A 12075-nucleotide genomic window follows, 5' to 3' on the forward strand; every position below is an offset into this window, starting at 1 on the left:
CGCTCATGCCGGCCACTGCATCGGATCGGTGAGCAGCTGGTACATCACGTAGGCGTCGACATAGCCCAGCTGCGCGTGGCGGTAGGCCAGCGGCAGGGTAGCGACCACAGTGAAGCCCAGCTTTTTCCACAGGGTGACGGCGGCCAGGTTGGTGCTGACGACGAAGTTGAACTGCATCGCCAGATAGCCCGCGCGGCGCGCCTCTTCCATGCAGTGCACGCCCATCAGGCGGCCCACGCCCACGCCCTGCGCGGCCGGATCGACCATGAACGAGGCATTGGCCACATGCGATCCATGGCCAGGCTGGTTCGCCACCAGCTTGTACATGCCCAGCAGGCGCTCGCTGCCCATCACGGCGACAAAGCTTTGCACGCCGGGGCCGAACCAGTAGGCGTGGCACGCTTCGCGCGTGGTATCGGCGGGGAAGGTGTAGGTGTCGCCGCCGGCCACCAGGGTCTGGAAAATCGGCCACATAGCGTCAAAATCGGCTTCGTTGGCCGGGCGGATATCAATTTCTTTCAAGGCGGTGCTCCCGATAACAAGTGATGGCCAATTGTATCAGCGCCCCAGGCGGAAGTTCACACTCCCGGGCCGCCCCGGCAGGTGCAGGCGCGATTGCGCGCGCGGCGCCTCGCTGACGACTTTCCCGCGCCGCAGCACCAGGCGCCGCGCCGCGCGCAGGCGCAGCGCTTCCACGGTACTGCCGCAATCGAGAATCAGCAAGTCGGCGTGGCAGCCGGGCGCGATGCCGTAGCCGTCCAGTCCCAGGATGGTCGCCGGCGTCTCTGTCACCGCCAGGAAGCAGTCGTGCATGGCCTGCTGGCCCGTCATCTGCGCCACGTGCAGTCCCATGTGCGCCACTTCCAGCATGTCGCCCGACCCCAGGCTGTACCACGGGTCCATCACGCAGTCGTGGCCGAAGGCGACGGGAATGCCGGCGGCCAGCATTTCGGGCACGCGCGTCATGCCGCGGCGCTTCGGATACGTGTCGTGGCGCGCCTGCAGGGTGATGTTGATGAGGGGGTTGGCGATGGCCGCCACGCCTGCCTCGCGGATCAGGGGCAGCAGTTTGCTCACATAATAATTGTCCATCGAGTGCATGGAGGTCAGGTGCGAGCCCGTCACCCTGCCCTGCATGCCAAGACGCTGGCTATGGAAGGCCAGGGTTTCGATATGGCGCGACAGCGGGTCGTCCGACTCGTCGCAATGCATGTCGACCATCAGGCCACGCTCGCAGGCAAATTCGCACAGCAGGCGCACGGATTCGGCGCCGTCGGCCATCGTGCGCTCGAAATGGGGAATGCCGCCTACCACGTCGACGCCCATGGCGATCGCCCGCTTTAAATTATCAAAGGCGCCGGGACTGCGCAGGATGCCGTCCTGCGGAAAGGCCACCAGCTGCAAATCGAGATACGGCGCCACCTGGCGTTTCACGTCGAGCAGCGCTTCGACGGCCAGCAGGCGCGGATCGCAGATATCCACGTGCGAGCGGATGGCCAGCAAGCCGCGCGCCACGGCCCAGTCGCAATATTGCAGGGCGCGTTCCACCAGCGCGTCCTGCGTCAGCTGCGGCTTCAGCTCGCCCCACAGGGCGATACCTTCGAGCAAGGTGCCGGAAGCGTTGACGCGCGGCAAGCCGTAACTGAGCGTGGCGTCCATGTGGAAGTGGGCGTCGACGAAGGGCGGCGTGACCAGGTCGCCCTGCGCGTCGATCTCCTGCGCGCCCTGTACCGGCAGGGCGGGGCCGACGGCGGCGATGCGGCCATCCTCGATGGCGATATCGGTGGCGCGGCGCCCGTCGGGCAGGCTGGCGTTGCGGATGACAAGGTCCATGCGGACACTCCTTCAGTTGACTACGGTGCCTGGCGCTTCAAGTTGATTGCCATTTTATACATTTTTTCGGGGATGCTGCAGTGCACGAACTCAGCCACTCGCAAAAGCATAGCCATAGATTCCTTGGCAACGCTTTGCGCGCGCGCAAACTTCCCGCAAATGCTGCCAGGCGCATGAATAGCGCAAGCACATGCCACGCGAGCAGAATAAAATAACTTTCAACCAACTCGAATCACCGCTAGAATATTCATATTGCGTTGCATCATAAAAAGTCTATGATCAGCTGTTCAGCACGCTACCCACTTTACAAAACGCGGCCAACTCTGGTTTTCGGGATTTTGCAGAGCGTTTTGCCAGCATTTTAATCCGTACAAAGGAGTAAATATGTTTCCGCTTCCAGAACACATTTCCAGCGCCGCCAAGTCGCAACTGGAAAACCAGCTGCAAATCTTCAGCAATCTCACCAGCAAAGTCTTTGAAAGCGCCGAGAAAATCATCGCGCTGAACCTGAACGCCGGCAAGGCCGCCATCTCGCAGACAGCCGAGACGGCCCAGCATCTGCTGGAAACGCAGGACCCGCGCGACTTCTTCAGCTACAGCACCAGCCAGGCGCAGCCGAATATCGAAAGCGTGCTGGCCTACAGCCGCCAGCTGTTCGGCATCGCCTCGAGCACCCAGGCCGAATTGCTGGCCTCGGCCAAGGCCCGCCTCGATGAGGCCGCCCCTGCCGTCGCAACGGCTCCGGCTCCTGCCGCAGCCAAGCCCGCGCCGGCCGTCGTCGCGCCCGCCGCCGCACCTGCCCCTGCAGCAGCGCCTGCGCCCGTTGCCGCCAAGCCGGCCGAAGTGACCAGGCCCGCTGAAGTAGCCAAGGCCGCGCCCGCCGCTGTTGCCGCGCCGGCCGCCAAGCCAGCGGCAGCGCCGGCCAAGGTTGCCGAGAAGGCCGCCGACAAGCCCGCCGTGAAGGCGGCGGAAGTCAAGCCAGCGGCCAAGCCAGCAGCGGCACCCGCCGCCGCGCCAGCACCGGCCAAGCCGGCCGCGAAAGTACTTCCTTCGAGCAAACCGGCCGCCAAGCCGGCCAGCGCCGCCGGCAATACCGTAGCCAGGGCCGCCGTGAAGCACGCCGCTGCGCCAGCCGCCAAGCCGGCAGCCAAGACAGCGCCCAAGGGTGCGCCGTCGAAACAGCTCGACATGCTGGGCGGCGGCAAAGGCAGCAGCCGCAAGTAAGCCGCGCAAAGCACTGGCGCAGCAAAACAACGGGCTACGGCCCGTTTTTTGCGTGCCCATGCACAGCGCGCTTTTCCGCCTTGTTGTATCCTACGCGTACTTTCCGTCCGCGTGCCCGCCCTTCCGCCCCGCGACACCCCATTACTGCAAAACAAAAGGTAACCATGAGTTTATCGAGGCTCATCGCCGGCTTCGTGCGTCAGCATTGGCCGGCGTATGCCGCCGCCGCCGTCATGCTGACAGGCGTGGCAACACTGACCGTCTGGATACCGCGCCGCGTGGGCGCCATCATCGACGCGCTGGCCGCGCACCGCATGACGGCCGCCGAACTGTGGCTGGAGCTGCTGACCCTGCTCGCCGTCGGCGTCGTCATCTATTTCCTGCGCGTGGGCTGGCGCATCACCCTGTTCAAGGCCGCCTACCAGCTGGGCGTGATGCTGCGCACGCGCTTCTACACGCGCATGTCGCAGCAGGGCGCGTCGTTTTACCAGAACCAGCGCACGGGCGACCTGATGGCGCTGGCGACGAACGACATCGACGCCATCGAAATGGCCGCCGGCGAAGCCATGCTGGCCGGTTTCGACGGCACATTGACCCTGCTGATGGTGCTCGGCATCATGCTGCTGGGCGTGGACTGGCGCCTGGCCTGCATCTCCCTCCTGCCCTTCCCGCTGATGGGACTGGCCTTCTGGCGCATCTCCAGCCATATCCACACGGCGTCGACGGATTCGCTGAAACGCTTTTCCGCGCTGAACGACCACGTGCAAGAGTCCTTGTCGGGCGTGCGCACCCTGCGCGCGCTGGGCCTGGAAGAGCGCAGCAGCAAGCAGTTCTCCATCCTGGCCGGCCACGCGGCCAACGCCAGCCTGACGGCGCAGCGCTGGGAGGCGGCGTACGAGCCGGCCGTCGGCCTGACCCTGACGGCGGCCACGGCGCTGACCCTGGGCCTGGGCGGCTACCTCGTGTGGCAAGACCAGCTGACCATCGGCGCGCTGACGAGCTTTTCCATGTACCTGGGCCAGCTGATCTGGCCCATGTTCGCCGCCGGCTGGGTGTTGTCCCTGATCGAACGGGGCCGCGCCGCCTGGCAGCGGCTGCAACCCATGTTAGATGCGCCGCTGGCCATCGACGACCATGGCAGCATCGCCACGCTGACGCCCGGCCCCCTGCACTTGCAGGACATCGGCTACGCCTATGCGGGCCAGACGGCGCCGGCGCTGTCCGGCATTTCGCTGCGCTTGCTGCCTGGCCAGACCCTCGGTTTGGTGGGGCCCACGGGCAGCGGCAAATCGACCCTGCTGCGCGTGCTGCTGCGCCAGGTCACGCCGCAATCGGGCGCGGCCACCTGGAGCGGCCAGCCGCTGGACGCCTACACCCTGCATGCGCTGCGCGCGGCCATCAGCTGGGTGCCGCAGGAGTCCTTTTTATTCTCCGCCACCATCGCCGACAATATCGCCCTGGCCCGCCCCGGCGCCACGCGCGGGGAGGTGGAGCGGGCGGCGCAGCTGGCCGACATCCATGCCGACATCCTGCAGTTCCCGGACGGTTATCAGACGCATGTGGGCGAAAAAGGCATCACCCTGTCCGGCGGCCAGCGCCAGCGCGTGGCGATTGCCCGCGCCCTGCTGGCCGACAACGGCCTGCTGCTCTTGGATGATGCGCTGTCGGCCGTCGATACGGGCACGGAAACGCGCATCCTGCAGCACCTGGAAGCATTGCGCCGCAAGCGCCCCGAGCGCAGCGCCATCATCGCCAGCCACCGCCTGAGCGCCGTCGTCAACGCGGACCTGATCCTCGTGCTGCGCGACGGCCACGTCACGGAAACGGGCAACCACGACGCGCTGATGCAGCGCGACGGCTGGTACGCCAGCCAGTGGCGCTATCAACAACTGGAGGCCAGCCTCGATGCCATCTAATAAGACCGACCAAGCCGCCAGCGCCACGCCATCCGTGCGCCGCCAGGCCGCGCAAGCCGTCGGCCTGCTGCGCCACGCCGCCGCGCCCGACCTGCGCCATTTATATTGGGCCACGTTCTGGCTGATCCTCGCCGCCGCCCTCGAAGTGACGGGGCCGATCCTGGGCAAGGCCCTGATCGACCAGCACCTGCTGCCGCGCCACCTGGACTGGACGCGCATGTCCCTGCTGCTGGGCGGCTGCCTGCTGACGGGCTGGGTCGCTTCCGGCCTGCGCTATTTGCAGCTGGTGCGCCTGTCCGGCCTGGCCATGCGCTCGGTGCAGCGCCTGCGCGAAACCGTGTATCAGCACGTGCTGCGCCTGCCGATGGCGTTTTTTGACCGCGCCATCACGGGGCAGCTGGTCAGCCGCGTCACCAACGACACGGAAGCCGTGAAGTCGCTATACGTGCAGGTGCTGTTCGTCATCCTCGACAGCTCCATCGTCCTCGTCGGCACCATGGCCGCCATGGCCTTCCTCGACTGGCGATTGATGCTCATCGTGCTGGCCCTGCTGCCGGCCGTGCTGGCCATCGTCTTTTTGTACCAGCGCTGGAGCGCGCCGGCCGTCACGCGCGCGCGCGCCCTGCGCAGCGAGATCAATGGCCAGATCGCCGAATCGATAGGCGGCATGAGCGTGCTGCAGGCGAATAACGCGGAAAAGCGCTTCGGCGCGCGCTTCACGGGCATCAACCAGGACCACTACACGGCGCGCATGCAGGAATTGCGCGCCAACGCCTGGCTGCTGCGCCCCGCGCTCGACATGCTCAACATCGTGCTGCTGGCCGTCGTTATCTTCAGCTTCGGCCGGCGCGAGATGGGCGCCGTGGAAGTGGGCGTGCTGTATGCGTTCATCAGCTACATCGCGCGCGTGATCGAACCCTTGATCCAGATCACCATGCAATTCAGCCAATTGCAGCAATCTGTGGTGGCGACGGCGCGCGTCTCGGCCCTGCTGGATGAAGCGCAGGCGCTGGAACACGCGCAGGGAAGGGAGACTCCGGCCCTGCGGCAGGCAAAAACGGGCAGCGACGCGCCCGCCGTCGACATCGCCCGCCTGACCTTCGCCTACGTGGAAAACCAGCCCGTGCTGCACGAGCTGTCGCTGACGATTCCCCAGGGCGCGTTTTTCGGCATCGTCGGCCACACGGGCAGCGGCAAGTCGACCCTGCTGTCCCTGCTGCTGCGCTTTTACCCCGTCACGCAGGGCAGCATCGCCATCAACGGCGTGCCCCTCGACAGCATCGACAACGAGCACTTCCGCGCCGACGTGGGCCTGGTGCCGCAAGACCCCTTCCTGCTGGCCGCCTCGGCGCGCGAAAACATCGACATGGGCCGCGGCTACACGCAGCAGCAGATCGAAACGGCCGCGCGCGCCGCGCATGCGCACGACTTCATCGCCGCGCTGGAACACGGCTACGACACGCCGCTGGGCGAAGGCGGCTCGCGCCTGTCGTCGGGGCAGAAGCAGCTGATCGCCATTGCCCGCGCGCTGGCCGGCCAGCCGCGCATCCTGCTGCTCGACGAAGCGACGTCGCGCATCGATAGCCAGACGGAGCAGATCGTGCAGACGGCCCTCAACGAATTGCGCGGCAAGGTGACGGTCATCGCCATCGCCCACCGCCTGTCGACCATCCGCGACGCGGACCGGATCATCGTGCTCAACCATGGCCGCATCACGGAGGCGGGCCCGCACGACGCCCTGATGCAGATAGAAGGCGGCCTGTACCAGCGCCTGTATCTGCTGCAGCAACTGGCAGTTTGATAGGCACGGGGCGCCGTTGCATGGCGCCACTTTTTTTCTGTGCGGCATTAAAAATGCCGTACAGACGGGAGTATATTCATCTGGCGGGCAGCGCCGACGGCCCCAACTACACTTGCGGGGGACGCCATGCGCAGCAAACTGTCGATCAGGAATATCTTCACCGCCATTTTTCTGCTCAGCCTGGCGCTCTCCGTCATCAGCCTGTGGGCGCTGTTCCGCGTGGCGGGCAAGCAGGCCGAGGCGAACCGCGTCACTGAAACGCGCTACCAGTCCTACCTGCTGGCCGACGAACTGCGGCAAAGCTCGGACGACCTGACCCGGCTGGCCCGCACCTACGTCGTCACCGGCGACGCCAGGTACGAGCAGCAATACCTGGACATCCTCGACATCCGCAACGGCAAGAAGCCGCGCCCCGCCCACTACGAGCGCATCTACTGGGACTTCGTGGCGGCAGGCGTGCCCGTGCCGGCGTCGACGGGACCCGCCGTGCCCCTGGCCGAACTGATGCGCAAGGCCGGCTTCAGCGAGCAGGAATTCGCCAAGCTGCGCGAAGCGCAAGCCAATTCGGACGGCCTGGTCAAGACCGAGGTGATCGCCATGAACGCCGTCAAGGGCCGCTTCGACGACGGCAGCGGCAACTTCACCAGGACCGGCCCGCCGGACCTGGAAATGGCGCGCGCCATCATGCACGACGCCGCCTACCACAGCAACAAGGCCAGGATCATGCAGCCGGTAAATGAATTCCTCACGCTGCTGGACCAGCGCACGAGCGCGGCCGTGCAGACGGCGATGAGCGGCACCATGGCCGCCTATTCCGTCACGGTCGGCGTGCTGCTGGTGTCGGTCATGGTCTCGCTGCTGTGCCTGTTCCTCGTGTACCGCCACATCAAGCGCAGCCTGGACCAGGCGATCGCCACGGCGCAGCTGATCGCCGGCGGCGACCTGAGCATTGACGCCGTCATCGAAAGGGCCGACGAAATCGGCGTGCTGCTGCACGCGATGAACACCATTAACGCCAACCTGACGGGGCTCATAGGCGACATCCGCAGCAGCACCGGCGAAATGTCGGTGGCCACGCACGAAATTGCGCTGGGCAATGCCGACCTGTCGGCGCGTACTGAAGCGCAAGCCAGTTCCCTCGAAGAGACGGCCAGTTCGATGGAAACGCTGACGGCCACCGTGCGGCAAAACGCCAGCAACGCCGGCGAGGCGAACCAGCTGGCCGCCACCGCCTCGGCCGTCGCCGTGCAGGGCGGCGCCGTCGTCGCCCAGGTGGTCAGCACGATGGGCGCCATCAAGGAAAGTTCCAGCCAGATCGCCGACATCATCGGCGTCATCGACGGCATCGCCTTCCAGACCAACATCCTGGCCCTGAACGCGGCCGTCGAGGCGGCGCGGGCGGGAGAACAGGGGCGCGGCTTCGCCGTCGTCGCCGGCGAGGTGCGCAGCCTGGCCCACCGCAGCGCTGCGGCCGCCCAGGAAATCAAGACCCTGATCGGCGCCTCCGTGGAACGGGTCGACGCCGGCAGCAAGCTCGTCGACGAGGCGGGACGCACCATGGCGCTGGTGGTGGGATCGATCCAGAAGGTGGCGGCCATCATGAGCGAGATCACCAGCGCCAGCCATGAGCAGAGCGCCGGGATCAGCGAGGTCAACCAGGCGGTCACGCAGATGGACAACATCACGCAACAGAACGCCGCCCTCGTCGAGCAGGCGGCCGCCGCCGCCGAGAGCCTGCAGGAACAGGCGCAAGCCCTGATCGGGGCGGTCGCCATCTTCCGCCTGAAAGGCAGCGCGCCAGCACCGGCGGCCCTGACCCGGCGCTGATCCGCAGCCAAAGTGTGCACTTTCGCAAATTTCTGTGTGTGCCATGATATTTCTTGATTGCAACATCATATAATCGCTGCAGACAAGCGTGGTCATTGCGGGGGCGGGACGTTGGCAGGCAGACAGAAACGGGCATCATGGCGAAGGGCGCAGTGGCTGCTGGTATTGGCCTGCCTGCTGGCGCCTGGCGCGCGCGCCCAGGAAGACAATCTGGAACAGCGCATCGCCGCCGTGCGCGAAGATGGCCGCTTCGTGCCGGAACGCGCCCTGCTGCGCCTGCAGGAGGTGGAAACGCAGGCGCGCGGCGCGTCCCTGCTGGTACGCGCGGAATTCCTCACCCAGCTGAGCAACGCCCGCATGCGCCTGGGGCAGAACGACATCGCCATGCAGCTGGCCGAGGAGCTGATCGCCTACGCGCGCCAGCAGAACAGCGACGTGGCGCTGGCAAAGGGCATGCTCAACAAGGCCTACATCACGTTCGCCATGAACGAGCGCCGCGCCTCGCACCTGCTGGCCTTTGAAGCGGAACGCATCGCCAACCGCACGGAGGACCTGCCCGTGCGCGTGCAGGCCACCATCAGCGCGGGGCAATCCTGGGCCGAGGAAGGCAATTTCCCGTTTGCGTTGTCCAAGCTGCAGGCGGCCGTCGACCTGGCGCGCCAGAGCAATTCCCCCTCCAGCCTGGCCGCCGCCCTGAATGCCCTTACCCAGCTGTACACGCAGATGCGCGAATACGACAAGGGCTTCGAGGTGCTCGACGAGTTGCTGGCCGTCTCCGCGACGCTGGAGTCGCCGGGCCGCATGGCGCAGGCCAAGAATACGGAATACGGCCTGGCGCTCGACGCGCAGCAGCCGCAGCGGGGCCAGCGCGCCCTGCTGGCGGCGCTGGCGCTGGAGCGCCAGCTGGGCGCGCGCGGCATGGTGGCCACCACCCTGGTCAACCTGTCGGACAGCTATCTGAAACAGGGCGACTATGCGCGCACCCTGCGCTACGCGAATGAAGCCATCACGGCGGCGCGCCTGGTCAACAACGCGCAGGTGGAGGCGACGGCGCGCCTGAACATCGGCCAGGCGCTGATCGGCCAGGGACGGCTGCAGGAAGGCAAGCAAAGCGTGGCCACGGGTCTCGATTACTACGAGCGCACTGCCAACCAGCCGGATATGCAGGCCGTGCTGCTGGAATACGGCCTGGCGCTGGAAAAGGCGGGCGACCTGCGCGGCGCCGTGACGGCCTACCACCGCGAACGGGGCATTTCCAACCAGCTGTTCGAGAAGCAGCGGCAAAAGGCCGTGTATGAATTGCAGGAAAAGTATGAGGCGGAAAAGAAACAGCGGCAGATCGAGCTGCTGAGCCGCGAGAATCAGCTCAAGAGCACGGAGATCGACAACCGCCGCCTGCAGCAGCGCGTGTGGTGGCTGCTGGCGCTGGTGCTGGCCATGGGCTCGGCCATCGTCGGCTTGCTGTATCGCAAAGTGCGCCATGCCAACGTGCAACTGAAGGTGAAGAACCAGGAACTCAAGCGCCAGAGTTCGCGCGACCCCCTGACGGCCCTGTACAACCGCAGGCATTTCCAGGAATTCATGCGCAGCCATGCGGGCAAGCCCGTGCATCCCCCGGCCGGGAGCGAGGTGGTGGGCGCCCTGTTCCTGCTCGACGTCGACCATTTCAAGCATATCAATGACCGTTACGGCCATGCGGCGGGCGACCTGGTACTGACGACGATCGCCGAAACCTTGCACGACGTGTTGCGCGAAACAGACATGATCGTGCGCTGGGGCGGCGAGGAATTCCTCGCCTTCCTGCCAGCCGTCGCGCGCGACGGGCTCGACGACATCGCCTTGCGCATCCTCAATGGCGTGGCCGCGCAAAGCATTGCCTACCAGGGACAAGCCATCGGCGTGCACGTCTCCGTCGGCTTCGCGCCGTATCCGCTGGCGCCGCTGGGCCTGCCTCTGACGTGGGAGCGCAGCGTCAACCTGATCGACATGGCGCTGTACCTGGCCAAGGCGCACGGACGCAACCGGGCCTATGGCTTGCGCGGCTTCCGGCATGTGGAACGCACGACCCTCGAAGCGGTGGAGCAGGACCTGGAGCGGGCGTGGCGCGACGGCTATGTCGACTTGAGCGTGGTACTGGGTGCGGCCGATGGGAAGGGCCATGCGGGGAGCGCGCCGGCAGCGGCGGCAGATGGCGCCAAGGGCGCCTGCGGTACGGCCACCGCCAGCTGACAGAGCGCGCATGTCGCCGGCGGCGGCGGGACGGGCCGGCGAAACCGGCCCGTGCCTGTATCGCGGTGATTACTTGTGCGCGGCGTCCTGCATCTTTTCGCCCGCTTTTTCCACTTTTTTACCGACCGCATCGGCCGCTTCGCTCATTTTCTTGTCGGCGTCAGCGGCAACCTGGTCCATCTTGGCACCCGTGTCGGCAGCAGCCTTGCTCATGGCATCGTCGGCCTTGGTCGCGGCGGCCTTGATGTCGGCTTCAGCCTTGGCGGCAGCCGCATCGATCTTCTGGCCCGCCTGTTCCGCAGGACCGGCGGCGACATCGCTCTTCTTCTGGCAGGCAGCCAGTGCCACGACCATCATCCCGGCGGCGCACACAGTCACCCAATTTTTGCTTACTTTCATGATATTCCCTTTCATTGTTATCAAAAGACACAGATCAGTTCGCAATATACACCTGCCTAAAATTTTCCAGCGTGCGCTAACGCACATAAAAACAGGCTTTTGTGGCGTAGTTGTAAGCAATAGTATCTTGACATCGTCATGGCGCCTTTCACGGTGGCCAATGTTGCTGTACGCTACTGGCCCGGCGCGGCGTCGAGCAGCGAACGTTCGAGCAATTGCGACAACGCCGCGCGCAGCGCCTGCGTACGCGCCGCCAGTTCCGGCCGCTTGTAGCGCTCGGCGGCGATCAGGTTGCTTTCCAGGCAGATACGCTCCCCCTTGGCCAGGCAAGCGTCGGCAGCGTCGAGCCGGGCGCCCGCTTGCGCCACTTTCACCCTGGCATCGAGTTCCAGGCTGTCCGCGTCGTCGCCCCAGCGCTTGACGTGCGCGGCCAGGCGCGTGGCGGCCAGGTCAGGCTCACCCGCGTCGAGCGCCTGGTTGACGCTGCCTTGCAGCGCCAGCCAGGCCTGCGCCCGCTGCTGTTGCCGCTCGCACGCGGCGGCGGATTTGGTAATGTTCGCCTGCAAGCGTTTGATCTGCGCGGCGGGCGCCCTGGCGCTTTTCAGCACGGCCAGCGCGCTGCGCGCCCCGTCCAGGTCGCATTGCGCCGCCAGCGCAGTGGCGGCCTCGACCTGTTCCGCCACGCTGGCCGGCTTATCGGCCGGCTTGTTATAAAACCAGATGCCGGTCAGCACCACGGCCGCGGCGATCCACGTGCGCAAGCGCACGGGCGGACGCGGCGGCGGCACCGAGCCCCTGACGGCCGGCTTCGCGGGCGGCGCCTTGGCTGGCGCTGGCGGCGGCGCG

At 66.1% G+C, this 12075-nt stretch carries 9 protein-coding genes; 5 read left to right on the forward strand and 4 right to left on the reverse strand.

Annotation, left to right across the window (positions count from 1 at the left end; translation table 11 throughout):
- Nucleotides 1-3: 3 nt before the first annotated feature.
- Complete coding sequence (locus CBW50_RS18605; protein ID WP_086146931.1) at nucleotides 4-522, reverse strand: GNAT family N-acetyltransferase; 519 nt, start codon at nucleotides 520-522, stop codon at nucleotides 4-6.
- 36 nt (nucleotides 523-558) lie between these two features.
- Complete coding sequence (locus CBW50_RS18610) at nucleotides 559-1833, reverse strand: amidohydrolase family protein (protein ID WP_086146932.1); 1275 nt, start codon at nucleotides 1831-1833, stop codon at nucleotides 559-561.
- 384 nt (nucleotides 1834-2217) lie between these two features.
- Between CBW50_RS18610 and CBW50_RS30210 the strand changes: the two genes are divergently transcribed.
- The 5 genes from CBW50_RS30210 (at nucleotide 2218) to CBW50_RS18635 (ending at nucleotide 10830) form a co-directional block, all read left to right on the forward strand.
- Complete coding sequence (locus CBW50_RS30210) at nucleotides 2218-3057, forward strand: phasin family protein (protein ID WP_086146933.1); 840 nt, start codon at nucleotides 2218-2220, stop codon at nucleotides 3055-3057.
- A gap of 164 nt (nucleotides 3058-3221) precedes the next feature.
- Nucleotides 3222-4973, forward strand: coding sequence for an ABC transporter transmembrane domain-containing protein (locus CBW50_RS18620; protein WP_086146934.1), 1752 nt, complete (start codon nucleotides 3222-3224; stop codon nucleotides 4971-4973).
- The gene (locus tag CBW50_RS18625) at nucleotides 4963-6774 is read left to right on the forward strand and encodes an ABC transporter transmembrane domain-containing protein (RefSeq protein ID WP_086146935.1); all 1812 of its coding nucleotides are present in this window, start codon (nucleotides 4963-4965) and stop codon (nucleotides 6772-6774) included. Before CBW50_RS18620 ends, CBW50_RS18625 begins: the two co-directional genes overlap by 11 nt.
- Nucleotides 6775-6900: 126 nt before the next feature.
- Nucleotides 6901-8601 (forward strand): methyl-accepting chemotaxis protein, encoded by a 1701-nt coding sequence (locus CBW50_RS18630; protein WP_086146936.1) that lies wholly within the window; start codon nucleotides 6901-6903, stop codon nucleotides 8599-8601.
- 165 nt (nucleotides 8602-8766) lie between these two features.
- Nucleotides 8767-10830, forward strand: a complete 2064-nt coding sequence (locus CBW50_RS18635) for a GGDEF domain-containing protein (protein WP_367301829.1) — start codon at nucleotides 8767-8769, stop codon at nucleotides 10828-10830.
- 69 nt (nucleotides 10831-10899) lie between these two features.
- Here CBW50_RS18635 and CBW50_RS18640 read toward each other — a convergent pair whose 3' ends face one another.
- Nucleotides 10900-11229, reverse strand: a complete 330-nt coding sequence (locus CBW50_RS18640) for a hypothetical protein (RefSeq protein ID WP_139842563.1) — start codon at nucleotides 11227-11229, stop codon at nucleotides 10900-10902.
- 173 nt (nucleotides 11230-11402) lie between these two features.
- On the reverse strand, nucleotides 11403-12075 hold a 673-nt coding region (locus tag CBW50_RS29440), incomplete at its 5' end, for a hypothetical protein (protein WP_216356374.1).

Origin of the sequence: Janthinobacterium sp. GW458P (assembly GCF_002127585.1) — a bacterium.
Classification (GTDB): Bacteria; Pseudomonadota; Gammaproteobacteria; order Burkholderiales; family Burkholderiaceae_D; genus Janthinobacterium.